At 42.0% G+C, this 19,334-nt stretch carries 15 protein-coding genes and 5 pseudogenes; 10 read left to right on the forward strand and 10 right to left on the reverse strand.

Annotated elements, in window-relative coordinates; translation table 11 throughout:
* Positions 1–128: 128 nt before the first annotated feature.
* The 3 genes and pseudogenes from glnA to E3U36_RS08875 form a co-directional block, all read right to left on the reverse strand.
* Positions 129–1,538: a glutamate--ammonia ligase gene (glnA, locus tag E3U36_RS08865; protein ID WP_180816282.1), complete on the reverse strand. Its 1,410-nt coding sequence runs from the start codon at positions 1,536–1,538 to the stop codon at positions 129–131.
* A 380-nt stretch (positions 1,539–1,918) separates the two neighbouring features.
* A pseudogene (locus tag E3U36_RS08870) lies at positions 1,919–2,842 on the reverse strand (IS5 family transposase).
* Between the two features lie 69 nt (positions 2,843–2,911).
* A pseudogene (locus E3U36_RS08875) lies at positions 2,912–3,400 on the reverse strand (DUF3748 domain-containing protein); the annotation flags it as partial.
* Between the two features lie 134 nt (positions 3,401–3,534).
* Here E3U36_RS08875 and E3U36_RS08880 point away from each other — a divergent pair.
* On the forward strand, positions 3,535–4,164 hold the full coding sequence (locus E3U36_RS08880) for a trimeric intracellular cation channel family protein (protein WP_180816283.1): 630 nt from the start codon (positions 3,535–3,537) through the stop codon (positions 4,162–4,164).
* A 33-nt stretch (positions 4,165–4,197) separates the two neighbouring features.
* Here the strand turns inward: E3U36_RS08880 and E3U36_RS08885 are convergent, their stop codons facing one another.
* From E3U36_RS08885 to E3U36_RS12760, 3 genes and pseudogenes are all read right to left on the reverse strand, one after another.
* Positions 4,198–4,494, reverse strand: a complete 297-nt coding sequence (locus tag E3U36_RS08885) for a hypothetical protein (RefSeq protein ID WP_180816284.1) — start codon at positions 4,492–4,494, stop codon at positions 4,198–4,200.
* Between the two features lie 12 nt (positions 4,495–4,506).
* Positions 4,507–4,995 (reverse strand): hypothetical protein, encoded by a 489-nt coding sequence (locus E3U36_RS12755; RefSeq protein WP_238337557.1) that lies wholly within the window; start codon positions 4,993–4,995, stop codon positions 4,507–4,509.
* A pseudogene (locus tag E3U36_RS12760) lies at positions 4,969–5,823 on the reverse strand (NAD-dependent DNA ligase LigB); the annotation flags it as partial. The gene E3U36_RS12755 and the pseudogene E3U36_RS12760, both read right to left, overlap by 27 nt.
* Before the next feature lie 84 nt (positions 5,824–5,907).
* On the opposite strand from E3U36_RS12760, the gene E3U36_RS08900 reads away from it, so the two are divergent.
* The 6 genes from E3U36_RS08900 (at position 5,908) to recG (ending at position 13,180) form a co-directional block, all read left to right on the forward strand.
* Positions 5,908–6,831, forward strand: coding sequence for an IS5 family transposase (locus tag E3U36_RS08900; RefSeq protein WP_180816287.1), 924 nt, complete (start codon positions 5,908–5,910; stop codon positions 6,829–6,831).
* 452 nt (positions 6,832–7,283) lie between these two features.
* The gene (gmk, locus tag E3U36_RS08905; RefSeq protein ID WP_180816288.1) at positions 7,284–7,907 is read left to right on the forward strand and encodes a guanylate kinase; all 624 of its coding nucleotides are present in this window, start codon (positions 7,284–7,286) and stop codon (positions 7,905–7,907) included.
* Positions 7,908–7,958: 51 nt separating this feature from the next.
* On the forward strand, positions 7,959–8,234 hold the full coding sequence (gene rpoZ / locus E3U36_RS08910) for a DNA-directed RNA polymerase subunit omega (RefSeq protein WP_180816289.1): 276 nt from the start codon (positions 7,959–7,961) through the stop codon (positions 8,232–8,234).
* 19 nt (positions 8,235–8,253) lie between these two features.
* Entirely contained in the window at positions 8,254–10,371 is a 2,118-nt protein-coding gene (spoT, locus tag E3U36_RS08915) for a bifunctional GTP diphosphokinase/guanosine-3',5'-bis pyrophosphate 3'-pyrophosphohydrolase (protein WP_180816290.1), read from the forward strand.
* Positions 10,372–10,374: 3 nt separating this feature from the next.
* Positions 10,375–11,094 (forward strand): tRNA (guanosine(18)-2'-O)-methyltransferase TrmH, encoded by a 720-nt coding sequence (gene trmH / locus E3U36_RS08920; RefSeq protein ID WP_180816291.1) that lies wholly within the window; start codon positions 10,375–10,377, stop codon positions 11,092–11,094.
* Positions 11,095–11,098: 4 nt separating this feature from the next.
* On the forward strand, positions 11,099–13,180 hold the full coding sequence (recG, locus tag E3U36_RS08925) for an ATP-dependent DNA helicase RecG (protein ID WP_180817605.1): 2,082 nt from the start codon (positions 11,099–11,101) through the stop codon (positions 13,178–13,180).
* A gap of 73 nt (positions 13,181–13,253) precedes the next feature.
* Here the strand turns inward: recG and gltS are convergent.
* The 3 genes and pseudogenes from gltS to E3U36_RS13005 form a co-directional block, all read right to left on the reverse strand.
* A pseudogene (gene gltS, locus E3U36_RS08930) lies at positions 13,254–14,033 on the reverse strand (sodium/glutamate symporter); the annotation flags it as partial.
* Positions 14,034–14,112: 79 nt separating this feature from the next.
* Entirely contained in the window at positions 14,113–15,036 is a 924-nt protein-coding gene (locus E3U36_RS08935; protein WP_180816293.1) for an IS5 family transposase, read from the reverse strand.
* A gap of 300 nt (positions 15,037–15,336) precedes the next feature.
* Positions 15,337–15,459, reverse strand: a complete 123-nt coding sequence (locus E3U36_RS13005) for a hypothetical protein (protein WP_255479074.1) — start codon at positions 15,457–15,459, stop codon at positions 15,337–15,339.
* Here E3U36_RS13005 and E3U36_RS08940 point away from each other — a divergent pair.
* Together E3U36_RS08940 and E3U36_RS08945 are read left to right on the forward strand one after the other, a co-directional pair.
* A complete protein-coding gene (locus tag E3U36_RS08940; protein WP_180816122.1) occupies positions 15,453–16,376 on the forward strand; it encodes an IS5 family transposase in 924 nt (307 codons plus the stop codon). The genes E3U36_RS13005 and E3U36_RS08940 overlap by 7 nt on opposite strands.
* Before the next feature lie 118 nt (positions 16,377–16,494).
* Positions 16,495–18,075, forward strand: a pseudogene (locus tag E3U36_RS08945) (Na/Pi cotransporter family protein); the annotation flags it as partial.
* Positions 18,076–18,169: 94 nt separating this feature from the next.
* Here the strand turns inward: E3U36_RS08945 and E3U36_RS08950 are convergent.
* A complete protein-coding gene (locus tag E3U36_RS08950; protein ID WP_180816294.1) occupies positions 18,170–19,192 on the reverse strand; it encodes an IS5 family transposase in 1,023 nt (340 codons plus the stop codon).
* Between E3U36_RS08950 and E3U36_RS13010 the strand changes: the two genes are divergently transcribed.
* On the forward strand, positions 19,186–19,308 hold the full coding sequence (locus E3U36_RS13010) for a hypothetical protein (RefSeq protein WP_255479074.1): 123 nt from the start codon (positions 19,186–19,188) through the stop codon (positions 19,306–19,308). The two genes, E3U36_RS08950 and E3U36_RS13010, sit on opposite strands and share 7 nt — an antisense overlap.
* Positions 19,309–19,334: the final 26 nt, after the last annotated feature.

The raw sequence follows: 19,334 nt of genomic DNA on the forward strand, positions 1-19,334 counted from the left end.
TTTTAGTGCATATTAACATATTTGAGTATAAACCAAGAGTTTTTGTTCAATTTTCATGCAAAAAAACCTCATCAAAAGATGAGGTAAATATTACAATACAACAAAAATACTCAGCGGAGAATGGCTTATCAAACGCTGTAGTATATTTCGAACTCTAATGGGTGAGGTGCCATCCGAATACGTTGAACATCACCTTTTAATAAATTGATATAAGCATCGATCGTTTCATCAGTAAATACTTCACCCCGTTTCAAAAACTCCCGATCAGCATCCAATGCCTGTAGTGCTTCTTCCAGTGAACTGGCAACGGTTGGGATCTCTTGTGCTTCTTCTGCTGGTAAATCATATAAATTTTTGTCCATCGCTTCACCCGGATGAATTTTATTAATAATTCCATCGAGACCTGCCATCAATTGTGACGCAAAGGCTAAGTACGGATTGGCAGCCGGGTCTGGGAAACGAACCTCAATACGCGATGCCCTAGGATTAGCAATGATTGGAATGCGAATAGAAGCTGAACGATTACGTGCGGAGTAAGCCAACATTACAGGTGCTTCAAAACCTGGCACCAGACGTTTATAAGAGTTGGTGGTTGGATTAGTAAAGGCATTTAAAGCTCGCGCATGTTTAATAATACCTCCAATATAATAAAGTGCCATTTCAGATAACCCGCCATATTTATCACCGGCAAACAAGTTGCTGCCATTTTTTTCCAGTGACATATGACAGTGCATACCAGAGCCATTATCACCCACTAGTGGTTTTGGCATAAATGTTGCTGTTTTACCAAAAGAATGGGCAATATTGTGCACCACGTATTTGTATATTTGTGTTTCATCGGCCTTTTTAGTCATGGTATTAAAACGGGTAGCAACCTCGTTTTGGCCTGCGGTGGCAACTTCATGGTGGTGTGCTTCAACAATTAATCCCATTTTCTCCATGGTGGAACACATAGCGGAGCGCATATTTTGTGAAGAGTCGACGGGAGGGACAGGAAAATAACCACCTTTAACGCTTGGCCGATGACCTTTATTACCATCTTCATAATGTGCGCCAGAATTCCAGGCTGCTTCAACATCATCGATATGATAATAAGCACCAGAAATATTGTTACCAAAGCGAATATCGTCAAACACAAAGAATTCAGGTTCAGGTCCAAATAATATCGTATCTGCAATACCGCTACTACGTAAGAAATTTTCGGCGCGTTTAGAAATTGAACGAGGATCTCGTTCGTAGCCCTGATGAGTGTGGGGCTCTAGGATATCACAGTGAATAATTATGGTTGAATCACTAAAAAAAGGATCTAATACTGCCGTCTCAGGATCAGGCATAAGCATCATATCTGACTCATTAATTCCTTTCCAACCGGCAATTGACGAACCGTCAAACATTTTACCTTCTTCAAAGAAATCTTGGTTAATTTTGTGAGCAGGGATAGTGATATGCTGTTCTTTACCTCTGGTATCGGTAAAGCGTAGATCAATATATTTAACATGGTGCTCTTTGATCATGGATAAAACATGCTCAACAGACATAAAGATTCTCCTGATTGGATCCTATTTTGAACATAGCGCCAAAAAGTTTTACTATAGTTAATTATTATGCGAAAATCATGCCAAATTTTTATAACTGATAATAGATGCTTTTTTAATGATTTATTAGTAAATAATCATAAATCGAATAATAAACTGCACCATTATTGTGCAAAGCGGATGCTATTAAAGCACAATCATGGTGCGGTAGTCGAAAAAAGATAGAGCTGGTCTTATTTTATTCCCAATTTAGTAGTTTATTTTTTCAAGCAAAAATGGGATATCATTTGTGAAAGTAATTCAATTGTCGGTTTTATATATTTAAGTGGCTTTGTTGAATAAATCAGAATTAGCCGACAGGATGGCTCCCTCTGCTACAGCTGTTATCCGATCCTGACGCTGTGTGGCATACCCAACAACGTCATACGGTTCATCGCTTTGACCATCGCCATTGCTTCACCTACCTGTGCCTCATAGTCACGCAGCCTCAGATGGCCACCCAGCAAAGTTTTTATGCGGAACATCGCTGTTTCTGCCACTGAACGCCAGTGATAACCCACTTTCTTTTTCCACATATCATTACTCCTGCTCAGACGCTGATTCGCCACCGCATGGTTACGTTCATGGTACTTGTCCGGCCAGTATTTCGCTCCGCTTCGCGGCGGGATAAGGGGCCTGATTTTCTTTCTTAGCAACGCATCTTGGCAGGAACAGGCGTCATAAGCACCGTCTGCTGACACTTCCGTGATTTTCCGGTGGGTTTGGTTAATCAGGCCCGGCAGTGCCTGCGCATCTGTCGTTCCGCTGAGCGATAAGTCGGCACAGATAATCTCATGATTCACACTGTCTGCTGCCAGATGAAGCTTGCGCCACACTCTTCGTCTGTCAGCCCCATGCTGCCTGACTTTCCATTCACCTTCGCCAAAGACCTTCAGACCGGTACTGTCGATGACCAGATGCGAGATTTCACCACGCGTTGGCGTTTTTATGCTGATGTTGACGCTCTTTGCTCGTCTGCTGACCAGCGAGTAGTCCGGACAGCACAGCGGCTAAGACATGAGTTTAAAAATCGAATCAACGAAGCCCTGTAATGCCCGGAGCGACAGGTTAAACACACGCTTCATCATCAGGACAGTGGTAACAGCCATATCGCTGTAGTAAAGCGGCCGGCCACGACCTTCAGGCGAAGAACTGTCAGTCCATCCAGCGATGGCCGACTCATCAAGCCAGACCGTCAGGGAACCGCGTTGTCTGAGTGCCTTGTTGTACGCGGGCCAGTTGGTAATTTTAAACTTTTGCTTTGCCATGGGACCTGATGTTGAAACGAATTTAGCCATCAGCTCCGCCAATCACCTAAAAGTTCGATTTATTCAACAAAGCCCCGGATCATACTCATGCATCACGTGATCATTATAGGTAAAACTCAGCCTGCTATTATCTGAACTAAAGACATGGACATGCGTGCCTCCTCTCAATGCACCTGCTAAAAAAGGAGGCGTAATACACATGGCCTAAATATTTTCTGTAATATTAGGGGCCATATCGTTGACAATTACACCTCGACGATGATGAAAATCGGAATGCCAATTTTTATCGGGATTTTCCGGGTCATGAATAAAAGCATATCTGGGTGGATTTTCACTACTTACCGTAACAACACCAACATACGCGCCATTTTTCGCGCCATAGATCTGTTTTTGTTGTTGCGTGTTAATATTAACTGTTTCTATCGTTAACCTAGTAAAAGAGGCACTATTTGGCAGTACATCAAAAACTAGCCACTGGCTATCTGATGTCCATACGTTTATATTTGTCAATTGATGATTACGTTTATCCAAAGTAATCTGCTGTTCTTGATAAAACATTTTATTATCCGCACTCTTTTATGGTGAACGATAAAAAATAATATAATTCTGTGAGCATGACAAAAATATTAGTCAATACTTTATTTTTATAATACAACTTTAAACCTTAAGGGTTATCGTATCTAAAAATCATTATGTTACTTAGCATACTTTATATCATTGGTATTACAGCTGAAGCTATGACAGGTGCTTTAGCCGCAGGCCGTCGTAAGATGGATGTTTTCGGTGTTATTATTATTGCATCAGCAACCGCAATTGGCGGCGGTTCTGTACGCGATATTTTATTAGGAAACTATCCTCTTGGTTGGGTTAAACATCCTGAATATATTGTCATTGTTGCTTGTGCGGCAGTGGCAGTTATAGTTATTACTATCTGGCTGGCGCCAATGATGAAACATTTACGACGTTTATTTTTAATTTTGGATGCGATTGGTCTTATTGTCTTTTCCATTATTGGCGCTCAAATAGCGCTCGATATGAATTATAGTTATATTATTGCCGCTATTGCAGCCGTCGTCACGGGTGTTTTCGGTGGCGTACTGCGCGATATGTTATGTAATACAATTCCGATGGTTTTTCAAAAAGAGATATACGCTGGCATCTCCTTTGCTACAGCATGGCTTTATATCGGATTAATACTACATACTCCACTACCTAAAGATATGGTTATTATCATCACCTTAATCGCTGGTTTAACCGCACGTCTACTTGCCATTCGTTATCGATTAGGATTACCAGTATTCAATTATGAACATAATGATTAAGATCTACATATATCTAATTAAATCAGTAACTTTTTACTTAAACTGATTATCATTGGTAAATCCATTTATATTAATTTGGCGCAAAATTTTTACAAGCTGTTTAACATCTTTATGCTCAATAAACTGCGCTAACTTTTTCTGTTGTTTACGAGATAAAATATCACTATTTATCTCTTTAGATGATAAATCATCCCAACAGGTTATTTTGCTAAAAAGCTTTTCTGGTAAAGGAACTCCAAGCCCTTTTAACCAATTAGAAAAAGGCTGTTTTTGAGCTGATAAAAATTGTTGATAAATAGATTTTCCTTTAATGGCGTTAAACATTGCCACTTCATTGATTTGTTACAGGGTTAAAGTAGCCCAATCTATTAAATTGGTTATTTTTCCAGCTCTTATTAATTCTAACCAGCCTTTTTCATTGATCCCTTGCATTTTAAGCTGTTTTGCCAACCAAACTAAGCGAGCAACAAATTGACTTTCGCATCTCATTGAGTAATAGAAGCAGCTTAATGGATGATAATTTTTTTGCTCTGGTACGGACAGCATTTTCTGCTGTTTAATTCGCCAAACAATTTTGTCAAATTTCTGGATCACATGACCAGATAATGATATTTGTATCGTGTCTCCAGGCAAAATTTTCATCCCTTGCCAACGGTTTAATGACCCCATACTAATATGCAGGATCTGTTTTCCATCAATTTCCACGGGTAAAACAACAATGACAGGATTGATTTTTCCGGTTCTGCCTATATTAAATTTAACGGTTTTAACTTGAGCAACCTTATGTGGTGTCGGATATTTCCAGGCAACAGACCAGTTATTTATGCCCACTTGCAAATATTGGCCTAAAGTATAGGGGAGTTGTTTTAATACAATACCATCTGTTGCAAAAGGCATTGGTTGATTGTAATAATAGCGTTGCCACTGTGTAATTTGATCAACACTACTGACCAAATGAGAATAGCGTTTCGTTAACGGAAAACCCCAACTTTCTAATTGTTCAAATTGTGTTTGCATATTCGATGGCCCATTAGGCCAACTCCAAACAAATATTCCAATTTGTTTCTCTTGTAGAACCAATAAATTTTTTCGCATTAACCAGCCGGCAACTTTGTTACGAGCATTAGCGCCACCCATAATGGCTTGTTAGTGACCAGACTGATACCAAAATAGTTCACCTTGTAATATTAATTGAGAGGCATGATTTGGGATTTTTTTGGGAATTGCGGGCAGAAAATCAGCTTTTTTAGACCAATCAATCCCTTCTACACCATTACCCCGACTAATTAATGCAGCCAATTTACCCTTTCGATAAACCAATGTAACAGACACACCATCGACTTTAGGTTGTAAACAAACTTCATAACGACCCGCTATCCATCTAGCGACTTCATCAACGGTTATCTTTTTTAAGCCAGTATGAGCAACTGGATGAACTTTTCTTCCTTTAACGGGTAAAGAAAGCGAATGAATTTTATCTATCGGCTGATGAAGGCAATTTGACCAATGTTTCCATAACGCATAAATTTGATCATAAGTTTCATCATTAACCAAACTTTGACCATTAATATAATATGCTTTATTCCATCTTTTTAATTTTGAATTAACTGCTGTAATTTCCCTATGCAAAACTAATTCAGGCCAATCAGGGCATTGCATGCTTTTCGCGGCTTTGTTGAATAAATCGAACTTTTAGGTGATTGGCGGAGCTGATCGCTAAATTCGTTTCAACATCAGGTCCCCATGTCAAAGCAAAAGTTTAAAATTACCAACTGGCCCGCGTACAACAAGGCACTCAGACAACGCGGTTCCCTGACGGTCTGGCTTGATGAGTCGGCCATCGCTGGATGGACTGACAGTTCTTCGCCTGAAGGTCGTGGCCGGCCGCTTTACTACAGCGATATGGCTGTTACCACTGTCCTGATGATGAAGCGTGTGTTTAACCTGTCGCTCCGGGCATTACAGGGCTTCGTTGATTCGATTTTTAAACTCATGTCTTTGCCGCTGTGCTGTCCGGACTACTCGCTGGTCAGCAGACGAGCAAAGAGCGTCAACATCAGCATAAAAACGCCAACGCGTGGTGAAATCTCGCATCTGGTCATCGACAGTACCGTTCTGAAGGTCTTTGGCGAAGGTGAAAGGAAAGTCAGGCAGCATGGGGCTGACAGACGAAGAGTGTGGCGCAAGCTTCATCTGGCAGCAGACAGTGTGACTCATGAGATTATCTGTGCCGACTTATCGCTCAACGGAACGACAGATGAGCAGGCACTGCCGGGCCTGATTAACCAAACCCACCGGAAAATCAGGGAAGTGTCAGCAGACGGTGCTTATGACGCCTGTTACCGCCACGATGCGTTGCTAAGAAAGAAAATCAGGCCCCTTATCCCGCCGCGAAGCGGAGCGAAATACTGGCCGGACAAGTACCATGAACGTAACCATGCGGTGGCGAATCAGCGTCTGAGCAGGAGTAATGATATGTGGAAAAAGAAAGTGGGTTATCACTGGCGTTCAGTGGCAGAAACAGCGATGTTCCGCATAAAAACTTTGCTGGGTGGCCATCTGAGGCTGCGTGACTATGAGGCTCAGGTAGGTGAAGCAATGGCGATGGTCAAAGCGCTGAACCGTATGACGTTGTTGGGTATGCCACACAGCGTCAGGATCGGATAACAGGTGTAGCAGAGGGAGCCATCCTGGCGGCTAATTCTGATTTATTCAACAAAGCCGCTTTTCGCTATTGATGAGTTTATATTTAGCAAAATCAATAATAAAAAAAAGCTCTGACGATAGTAGACTGAAATTAAAATAAAAGATCTCATAATCAGCAGCATCCATGCATAAATTTAATCATCTATTTATTTCATTCACGAAAAATACTTTCAATATACAATTCCCATGATTGGGAAGTAGTAAATAGAAAATAATTATGAAGATATTTATGAATCATTTTTTCTCAAAGCACTTTGCAAAAATGGTAATTATTTTCAAAAATAATTCAGATCTTTCATTAAAAATGTTACTAAAGCTGTATGTTACTGATTGCATGTGTATACTATTCAAGAGCTTTTGTACTTTTTAAAAAATTTTTATTAATTAATTAGCCTATTAATCAAGAAATCATCATGATCCAAGGAACGTTATATATCGTGTCTGCCCCAAGTGGTGCAGGTAAATCGAGTCTTATTCAGGCTTTATTAAAAACTCAGCCTTTATATGACACACAAGTTTCTATTTCGCATACCACTAGAGCGATACGCCCTGGTGAAAAAAACGGTGAACATTACTATTTCATTACTGAAAGCAAATTTCAGCAAATGATTGAGCATAATTATTTTCTTGAATATGCCTGCGTTTTCGGCAATTATTATGGAACTTCCCGGGCAGTTATTGAAAAAATTATTAATAGCGGTGTCGATGTATTTTTAGATATTGATTGGCAAGGCGCACTGCATATTCGCCAAAAAATGCCTTCCGCTCGCACTATTTTTATCTTACCGCCTTCTAAAAATGAGTTACTACGCCGGTTACGTGGTCGCGGGCAAGATAGCGAAGAAACGATTAACCAGCGGATGGCACACGCGGTCGCTGAAATAAAACATTATAACGAATATGATTACATTATTGTTAATGATGATTTCAATACTGCATTGGGAGATTTACAATCTATTATTCGATCTGAGCGTCTACGTTTAGAACGTCAGATTCAGCGACATAATACTTTAATTAATAAATTATTGGCAGACTGAGTAAAGGTTCAGTATTATATCCGGTCATTTCTTTATCTTTGGAGTCATATTATGGCACGTGTAACAGTTCAAAATGCAGTAGAAAAAATTGGTAATCGTTTCGACTTGGTTTTAGTGGCGGCACGGCGTGCGCGTCAATTACAAATTAATGGTAAAAATCCTTTAGTTAAAGAAGAAAACGATAAGGTCACTGTTATTTCACTGCGCGAAATAGAATCAGGGTTGATTAATGCTCAAATTCTTGATGTCCGCGAACGTCAAGAACAGCATGAGCAAGAGGCGGCAGAAATGCAAGCAGTGTCCGCTATTGCTGAAGGTCGTCGTTAACTGAAAAGGTAGGCCTGCCTTGTACCTGTTTGAAAGCCTCAATCAAATCGTTCAGGACTATCTGCCAAAAGAGCATATATCGTTACTGAAACAAGCTTATCTTGTCGCCCGGGAGGCACATGAAGGCCAAACCCGTTCAAGTGGTGAACCTTATATTACCCATCCAGTCGCGGTGGCATGCATTTTAGCGGAAATGCGTTTAGATCATGAAACATTAATGGCCGCATTATTACACGACATTATCGAGGATACCCCGACAACTTTTCAGGATATAAAACAGCTTTTTGGTAAAACCGTTGCTGGCCTGGTTGAAGGGGTATCAAAACTCGACAAACTCAATTTTCGTGATAAAAAAGAAGCTCAAGCAGAAAATTTTCGCAAAATGATTATGGCCATGGTGCAAGATATCCGTGTCATTTTAATCAAACTCGCCGATCGAACGCACAATATGTGTACTTTAGGTTCCCTTCGTGCTGATAAGCGCCGCCGAATCGCGAGAGAAACATTAGAAATTTATAGCCCGCTGGCACATCGTCTTGGTATTCATAATCTCAAAACTGAATTGGAAGAACTAGGCTTTGAAGCGTTCTATCCCAATCGCTACCGAGTTATTAAAGAGGTTGTAAAAGCCGCTCGTGGTAACCGAAAAGAGATGATACAAAAAATCTTGGCAGAAATTGAAGGTCGATTATTGGAAGCCAAGATCCCTTGCCGAGTATGTGGTCGAGAAAAACATCTCTATTCAATATATCGCAAAATGCACCTGAAAGAGCAACGCTTCCACTCAATTATGGATATTTATGCCTTTCGGATTATTGTTAAAGACGTTGATACATGTTATAGCGTTCTTGGGCAGGTACATAGTTTATATAATCCTCGGCCAGGGCGAGTGAAAGATTATATTGCGATCCCAAAAGCAAATGGCTATCAATCTTTACATACATCAATGATTGGCCCACATGGCGTACCTATTGAAGTACAAATTCGTACCGAAGATATGGATCAAATGGCAGAAATGGGTGTCGCTGCTCACTGGGCATATAAAGAACAAGGAGAATCTAGCACAACCGCTCAAATGAGAGCACAACGCTGGATGCAAAGCCTATTAGAACTTCAACAAAGTGCAGGTAATTCTTTTGAATTCATCGAAAGTGTAAAATCAGATCTTTTTCCTGACGAAATCTATGTTTTTACCCCCGAAGGTAGAATTGTCGAATTGCCTACTGGCGCAACCCCAGTTGATTTCGCCTATGCTGTTCATACCGATATAGGTCATGCTTGTGTTGGAGCCCGCGTAGATCGCCAACCCTATCCTTTGTCTCAATCGTTAAATACCGGGCAAACCATAGAAATTATTACCGCACCTGGCGCAAGGCCAAACGCAGCTTGGTTGAATTTCGTTGTTAGTTCCAAAGCCAGAGCAAAAATACGCCAATTACTTCAAAACGTTAAACGAGAAGATTCAATTAGTTTAGGCCGCCGTTTACTAAACCACGCTTTAGGCAATGGCAACAAACTGGGCGATATTCCGCAAGAGAATATCAATAAAGAATTAGTAAGAATGAAACTTCACTCAATTGATGATTTGCTCGCTGAAGTTGGCCTTGGCAATACCATGAGTGTCGTTGTAGCGCATAATTTGTTAGGTAATGCTAGTATAAATAACGTTATCACAGATAATAGTGATAGCCGTAGTAAACTACCAATCAAAGGAGCAGAAGGGGTATTAATTACCTTTGCTAAATGTTGTCGCCCTATCCCCGGTGATCCGATTGTTGCTCATATTAGCCCTGGTAAAGGTTTAGTTATACACCATGAGTCTTGCCGTAATATTCGAGGCTATCAAAAAGAGCCTGAGAAATTTATGCAAGTAGAGTGGGATGAGGGCGTTAATAACAACTTCATTGCTGAAATTAAAGTCGATATGATCAATCACCAAGGGGCATTAGCTAATTTAACAGCAGCAATTAATAGTGCAAATTCTAGTATTCAAAGTATGAATATCGAAGAGAAAGACGGGCGTGTCTACTGCGCATTTATTCGCTTAACCGCTAAGGATCGTATTCAATTAGCTAATATTATGAAAAAAATCCGTATCATGCCTGATGTCTTACGCATCAGCCGTAACCGGAACTAAGTTATGAATTCAAAACGTTATGCTCGCATTCGTCAAGTGATCGCCATGCGCCAACCTGATCTGACGGTTTGTCTTGAAAATGTTCATAAACCACATAATATTTCTGCCGTGATCCGTACCGCTGATGCGGTTGGAATACCACAAATTCATACAATCTGGTGTAAAAATAACAGCAAAAGCTTATCTGCAGCAGCAGCCGGCAGTAATCATTGGGTAAAAGTAAGGACTCATGCCTCTATTGAACATGCAATTTCTACCTGTAAAGCTGCGGGCATGCAAATCTTAGCCGCTCATCTTACCAACCAAGCGATCGATTTTCGTCAAATAGATTATAATCAAACTACCTGTATCATCTTGGGACAAGAGCGAGCGGGCATTTCCAAACAAGCTCTCGCACTGGCTGATCACAATATTCATATTCCGATGATGGGTATGGTACAGTCATTAAATGTCTCTGTGGCTTCTGCTTTAATTCTTTATGAAGCGCAACGGCAAAGACAAAATGCCAATATGTATGACAGCCTTTTTAGTCAGCTATCAGAAGAAGAGCAACAGGCGTGGCTTTTTGAGGGCGGTTATCCGGTATTAGCCACCGTTTCAAAACATAAAGGACTTCCCCGACCACTAATTAATGAACATGGCGAAATTGTTGCCAGTGATGCATGGTGGGCAGCTATGCAATCGTCTAAAGTACCAGGTAAAAAACGCACTCTGGAGAACTAACCGCATGAGGGGGAAATTACTTGATGCTATTCCATTAACATCATTAAACGGTGTTGGTGAAACGCAAGCAGAAAAGCTCAATAAAATGGGACTTCGTACTATCCAAGATCTCCTCTTTCACCTACCTTTGCGTTATGAAGATCAAACTCAGCTTTATGCGATTAGTGAAGTTCAACCGGGTAACTCTGTGACTGTAAGCGGCGAAATATTACAAACTAAAATCGCATTTGGACGTAAGCGAATGATGACCAGCCAAATTAGTGATGGCTCAGGAACATTAACCCTGCGGTTTTTTAACTTTTCTACCGCTATGAAAAATAGTCTGGCAGTCGGCAAATACGTCGTCGCTTATGGTGAAATCCGGCGAGGTAATTTAGGACCAGAAATTATTCATCCCGAATATAAAATAAAACCTAATGCCGAACATATTGAGTTACAAAATACATTAACACCCATTTATCCAACAACTGAAGGGATACGTCAGATAACTTTACGCAAACTTATTGCTCAAGCGTTAACGCTACTTGATACTTGTGCGATCAATGAGTTGATCCCGACGCCATTTAATCGAGGATTGATAAGTTTACCACAGGCTATTCAAACACTTCATCGCCCGCCGCCCGATATCCCTCTGGATCTACTGGAAAAGGGTAAGCATCCGGCGCAACGTAGATTAATATTTGAAGAGTTATTAGCCCATCAACTAAGTATGCTAACGGTTCGGAGTGAAACACAACAATTTTCCGCCCAGCCATTACCAGCAGAAGAAAAATTAAAACATCAATTACTGGCACGGTTACCTTATTCTCCAACCAAAGCCCAACAACGAGTTGTCAGTGAAATTGAAGCAGATCTGGCTAAAACAAGCCCTATGATCCGTTTAGTGCAAGGCGATGTTGGTTCAGGTAAAACATTAGTGGCGCTCTTTGCCGCAATTCGTGCTATCGCACATGGTAAACAAGCAGCACTCATGGCACCTACCGAATTATTAGCAGAACAGCATGCCAATACTTTTCGCCAATGGCTAGAACCACTTGGTATCCAAGTAGGTTGGTTATCAGGAAAACAGAAAGGAAAATCCAGACTGAGTCAACAAAAAGCGATTGCTCAGGGTGAAGTCGCAATGATAATTGGTACTCATGCCATTTTTCAACAACAAGTCGAATTCAACGCCTTAGCATTAGTGATCATTGATGAACAACATCGCTTTGGTGTACATCAACGTCTGGCGCTATGGGAAAAAGGTCAGCAACACGGCATTTATCCTCATCAGCTAATCATGACAGCAACGCCGATCCCACGTACGCTCGCGATGACAGCTTATGCGGATCTGGATAATTCAATCATTGATGAACTACCTCCAGGCAGAACTCCTGTCACAACAGTTGCCATTCCTGACACCCGCCGCAATGAAGTTATTCAACGAGTAAAACAGGCCTGCCAGATAGAAAAACGACAAGTTTATTGGGTATGTACATTAATTGATGACTCTGACGTGCTTGAAGCACAAGCCGCTCAAGCAACACAAGAAGAACTAACGCGCCTATTGCCTGAATTAAATATTGGTTTAGTTCATGGACGGATGAAATCGGTAGAAAAACAAAACGTGAGGGCAGATTTTACTGCCAATCAACTACAACTATTAGTCGCAACGACAGTTATCGAAGTGGGTGTCGATGTGCCAAACGCCAGTTTGATGATTATTGAAAATCCAGAGCGTTTAGGGCTTGCTCAGTTACATCAATTAAGAGGCCGGGTTGGCCGGGGGAGCATTGCCTCACATTGTGTTTTACTATATAAAACCCCACTCACTTACGCGACTAAATTACGTTTACAGGTACTTAGAGATAGCAATGATGGTTTTATCATTGCGCAAAAAGACTTGGAAATTCGTGGTCCAGGAGAGTTGTTAGGTACTCGTCAAACAGGAAATGCAGAATTCAAAGTGGCTGATTTAATGCGCGATCAAGACCTATTGCCTGAAATAAGAAATATCGCCCAATATTTGCAACAACATTATCCCAATCAAACCAATGCGCTGATTGAACGTTGGTTACCTGAACGTTCACAATATAGCAACGCTTGAGTTAATTAACGATTACTTGCTAAGGCAAAAACCGCTAAATATTAGCGGCTCAGTTATATTAATTACATTTCTACTATCCATTCATTATTGGCGTTGAAAAAATAGGTAGCCATAGATAAAATTTAATCACTAATGCATTAATAATATCGATAAAGAAAGCACCAACTATTGGTACCACAAGAAAAGCCAAATGAGAAGGACCACACCTTTCTGTTACAGCTTGCATATTAGCAATTGCTGACGGCGTTGCCCCTAAGCCAACACCACAATGACCGGCTGCGAGGACTGCAGCATCATAATTTTTACCCATAACTGGAAAGGTAACAAAAATAGCATAAAAACCCATCACAATCGCTTGTATTATCAAAATGATGAGCATTGGTATGGCTAACGAAGCAAGTTCCCATAGTTTTAAACTCATTAATGCCATCGCCAAAAAAAGTGACAAACTAACATTACCTAAAACTGAAACCGCGCGATCAAATACGCGGTAGAAACCAACCCAGGATAAGCTATTACTGAAAATCACTCCGGTAAATAAAACACAAACAAAAGTAGGTAAAGTAAACTGATAACTGTCCAATAGCCATTGCGAAACCAATTTACCCACCACCATACAAATCGCAATCATGGCTAATGTTTCTATTAACACTAAAGAACTTATTACTCGTCCAGTTTGTGGCTTTTCAAATGCCATAGGAGTTTCTTTATCATCCTCTGAATTTTGGCTTACTGCTGGTGTTTTCATATTACGAACCAAGAAGCGCGCTATCGGGCCGCCAATCAATCCACCAAATACTAAACCAAATGTTGCACAAGCCATCGCAACTTCAGTTGCACTCTGAAAACCATAAGATAGTTTTTAAGAGTATTTTGGGCTTTGTTGAATAAATCAGAATTAGCCGCCAGGATGGCTCCCTCTGCTACAGCTGTTATCCGATCCTGACGCTGTGTGGCATACCCAACAACGTCATACGGTTCAGCGCTTTGACCATCGCCATTGCTTCACCTACCTGAGCCTCATAGTCACGCCGGCTCAGATGGCCACCCAGCAAAGTTTTTATGCGGAACATCGCTGTTTCTGCCACTGAACGCCGTTGATAACCCACTTTCTTTTTCCACATATCATTACTCCTGCTCAGACGCTGATTCGCCACCGCATGGTTACGTTCATGGTGCTTGTCCGGCCAGTATTTCGCTCCGCTTCGCGGCGGGATAAGGGGCCTGATTTTCTTTCTTAGCAACGCATCGTGGCAGTAACAGGCGTCATAAGCACCGTCTGCTGACACTTCCGTGATTTTCCGGTGGGTTTGGTTAATCAGGCCCGGCAGTGCCTGCGCATCTGTCGTTCCGCTGAGCGATAAGTCGGCACAGATAATCTCATGAGTCACACTGTCTGCTGCCAGATGAAGCTTGCGCCACACTCTTCGTCTGTCAGCCCCATGCTGCCTGACTTTCCATTCACCTTCGCCAAAGACCTTCAGACCGGTACTGTCGATGACCAGATGCGAGATTTCACCACGCGTTGGCGTTTTTATGCTGATGTTGACGCTCTTTGCTCGTCTGCTGACCAGCGAGTAGTCCGGACAGCACAGCGGCAAAGACATGAGTTTAAAAATCGAATCAACGAAGCCCTGTAATGCCCGGAGCGACAGGTTAAACACACGCTTCATCATCAGGACAGTGGTAACAGCCATATCGCTGTAGTAAAGCGGCCGGCCACGACCTTCAGGCGAAGAACAGTCAGTCCATCCAGCGATGGCCGACTCATCAAGCCAGACCGTCAGGGAACCGCGTTGTCTGAGTGCCTTGTTGTACGCGGGCCAGTTGGTAATTTTAAACTTTTGCTTTGCCATGGGGACCTGATGTTGAAACGAATTTAGCGATCAGCTCCGCCAATCACCTAAAAGTTCGATTTATTCAACAAAGCCGTTTTTTTGTGGAAAGAAAACATCAACCATAAACTAAGCTCACAAATTATTATATTTATGGTGAAAATTGACGAAGTGTTTTATATTAAATTTATTCTATGAAATTTTATGAAAAACACTTAATCAAAATATCAAATAATTTTGATGAAAACTATATTTTAGTAAAAAATAAGATAAATAATGAAAAAAGATTATTTGAAGAAACTGACCATTATAAAAAAATAATTAATAATAGAAAATTAACAGAAATCGATTTAGATGAAAATGGCTTTGTTGAATAAATCGAACTTTTAGGTGATTGGCGGAGCTGATCGCTAAATTCGTTTCAACATCAGGTCCCCATGGCAAAGCAAAAGTTTAAAATTACCAACTGGCCCGCGTACAACAAGGCACTCAGACAACGCGGTTCCCTGACGGTCTGGCTTGATGAGTCGGCCATCGCTGGATGGACTGACAGTTCTTCGCCTGAAGGTCGTGGCCGGCCGCTTTACTACAGCGATATGGCTGTTACCACTGTCCTGATGATGAAGCGTGTGTTTAACCTGTCGCTCCGGGCATTACAGGGCTTCGTTGATTCGATTTTTAAACTCATGTCTTTGCCGCTGTGCTGTCCGGACTACTCGCTGGTCAGCAGACGAGCAAAGAGCGTCAACATCAGCATAAAAACGCCAACGCGTGGTGAAATCTCGCATCTGGTCATCGACAGTACCGGTCTGAAGGTCTTTGGCGAAGGTGAATGGAAAGTCAGGCAGCATGGGGCTGACAGACGAAGAGTGTGGCGCAAGCTTCATCTGGCAGCAGACAGTGTGAATCATGAGATTATCTGTGCCGACTTATCGCTCAGCGGAACGACAGATGCGCAGGCACTGCCGGGCCTTATTAACCAAACCCACCGGAAAATCAGGGAAGTGTCAGCAGACGGTGCTTATGACGCCTGTTACTGCCACGATGCGTTGCTAAGAAAGAAAATCAGGCCCCTTATCCCGCCGCGAAGCGGAGCGAAATACTGGCCGGACAAGTACCATGAACGTAACCATGCGGTGGCGAATCAGCGTCTGAGCAGGAGTAATGATATGTGGAAAAAGAAAGTGGGTTATCACCGGCGTTCAGTGGCAGAAACAGCGATGTTCCGCATAAAAACTTTGCTGGGTGGCCATCTGAGGCTGCGTGACTATGAGGCTCAGGTAGGTGAAGCAATGGCGATGGTCAAAGCGCTGAACCGTATGACGTTGTTGGGTATGCCACACAGCGTCAGGATCGGATAACAGCTGTAGCAGAGGGAGCCATCCTGGCGGCTAATTCTGATTTATTCAACAAAGCCAATTAGTTGTAGACAAATAGCATGGATAATTAATGTTAACATTAATTGAATTATTATGATCAGTGGCTTTATTGGTATGGGGCACATATATTGTCCGAACTGGTCTTATGCGAGTTTTCGGTAGCGATTTACGCCGAATATTAGGCAAAAGTATCGGTAAAAAATCGCGCGCATTTTTGGCGGGTATTGGTGTCACTGCTTTAGTACAAAGTAGTAATGCGACGGCATTATTAGTTATTTCTTTTGTGACACAAGGGTTAATTTCTATCACGCCAGCTATGGTTATTATGTTGGGTGCTGACGTCGGTACTGCGATAATGGCCCGGGTGTTAACTTTTGATTTGGCATGGTTATAACCATTGTTAATTTTATTTGGTGTTATTACTTTTCTTAGTCAGAAAAAAATCGTTCTGGTCAATTAGGGCGAGTTGCGATTGGCCTAGGTCTGATTGTATTAGCTTTAAAGCTTATTGTTGGTTCAGCAACACCAATTACTCATGCATCCGCTATCCAAGCAATTTTTACCTCTTTAAGCGGTGATACCATTTTAGCACTACTAGTTGGTGCGGTATTTGCTATGTTCACCTATTCCAGTCTGGCAGCGGTTTTGTTGACAGCAACATTAAGTGTAGCCGGACTCGTACCGCTTTATATTAGCTTCTCGATTGTTATTGGCTCTAATATCGGTAGTGGTTTATTAGCTATGATAGGTAGTAGCCAGCAAAGAGGATCGGCACGGCAAGTGGCTTTAGGCAGTTTATTATTCAAGCTTATTGGTGCAATAATGATTGTACCCTGGATTAAACCATTAGCTGCTTGGATTGGTCATTATAATTTTAATGCCTCTGAAGTGGTGATCTATTTTCATGTATTTTATAATTTACTGCGTTGTTTAGTAATGCTGCCATTTGTCGAATTCATGTCGCGTTTATGCCAACGTCTTATTCCTATTTCCCCTGTAGAGGTCGAGGTTTTTGCACCTCGTTATTTAGACAAAGCGGCGTTGGAGACACCGTCATTAGCGATTGCCAATGCGGTAAGAGAGACACTACGTATGGGGGATATTGTTGAGCAAATGGTTCAACGTTTGGCTGAAAGTTCTAAAGGGCAATAAAATACAGCGGCGTTATATTGTACACCTGGAAGAAGAGATCGATATGCTACATAGTAGTATTAAACTCTATTTGGCTCAAATTCAGCAAAATCAACTAGGGGAAGCTGCTTCTCGTCGCTGGGCTGAAATTATTGATATTGCTTTGAATTTACAGCAATCAGCCACCATCATTAATCGTATGGCAACAGAAGTGGTTAAAAAAATATTTGATAAGCAACATTTTTTCTCCCCTGCCGGTACTAAAGAACTGAATACTCTTATGGAACGATTACAAAATAATTTGAGTTTAGCTATGTCGGTATTCGTATCTGGAGACATAGATAATGCGCGTCGATTACGAAGAGCTAAACATCGATTCCGATTATTAAATCAACGTTATGCTTATGCGCATGTTGAGCGCCTACATAAGCTAAATGTACAAAGTCTCGATACCAGCAACTTACATGTTAGTTTACTTGGGGATATGAAAAGATTAAATTCGCTTTTTTGTGCTATCGCTTATCATGTATTAGAAGATGTAAGTGAAAACCGCGCTGAACAAATTAATCCTGAAAGTGATAAAAATATGGCTTTGTTGAATAAATCAGAATTAGCCGCCAGGATGGCTCCCTCTGCTACAGCTGTTATCCGATCCTGACGCTGTGTGGCATACCCAACAACGTCATACGGTTCAGCGCTTTGACCATCGCCATTGCTTCACCTACCTGAGCCTCATAGTCACGCAGCCTCAGATGGCCACCCAGCAAAGTTTTTATGCGGAACATCGCTGTTTCTGCCACTGAACGCCGGTGATAACCCACTTTCTTTTTCCACATATCATTACTCCTGCTCAGACGCTGATTCGCCACCGCATGGTTACGTTCATGGTACTTGTCCGGCCAGTATTTCGCTCCGCTTCGCGGCGGGATAAGGGGCCTGATTTTCTTTCTTAGCAACGCATCGTGGCAGTAACAGGCGTCATAAGCACCGTCTGCTGACACTTCCCTGATTTTTCGGTGGGTTTGGTTAATAAGGCCCGGCAGTGCCTGCGCATCTGTCGTTCCGCTGAGCGATAAGTCGGCACAGATAATCTCATGATTCACACTGTCTGCTGCCAGATGAAGCTTGCGCCACACTCTTCGTCTGTCAGCCCCATGCTGCCTGACTTTCCATTCACCTTCGCCAAAGACCTTCAGACCGGTACTGTCGATGACCAGATGAAGCTTGCGCCACACTCTTCGTCTGTCAGCCCCATGCTGCCTGACTTTCCATTCACCTTCGCCAAAGACCTTCAGACCGGTACTGTCGATGACCAGATGCGAGATTTCACCACGCGTTGGCGTTTTTATGCTGATGTTGACGCTCTTTGCTCGTCTGCTGACCAGCGAGTAGTCCGGACAGCACAGCGGCAAAGACATGAGTTTAAAAATCGAATCAACGAAGCCCTGTAATGCCCGGAGCGACAGGTTAAACACACGCTTCATCATCAGGACAGTGGTAACAGCCATATCGCTGTAGTAAAGCGGCCGGCCACGACCTTCAGGCGAAGAACTGTCAGTCCATCCAGCGATGGCCGACTCATCAAGCCAGACCGTCAGGGAACCGCGTTGTCTGAGTGCCTTGTTGTACGCGGGCCAGTTGGTAATTTTAAACTTTTGCTTTGCCATGGGGACCTGATGTTGAAACGAATTTAGCGATCAGCTCCGCCAATCACCTAAAAGTTCGATTTATTCAACAAAGCCATTTTCATCTAAATCGATTTCTGTTAATTTTCTATTATTAATTATTTTTTTATAATGGTCAGTTTCT

Source organism: Arsenophonus endosymbiont of Aphis craccivora (genome assembly GCF_013460135.1).
GTDB classification, from domain to species: Bacteria; Pseudomonadota; Gammaproteobacteria; order Enterobacterales; family Enterobacteriaceae; genus Arsenophonus; species Arsenophonus nilaparvatae.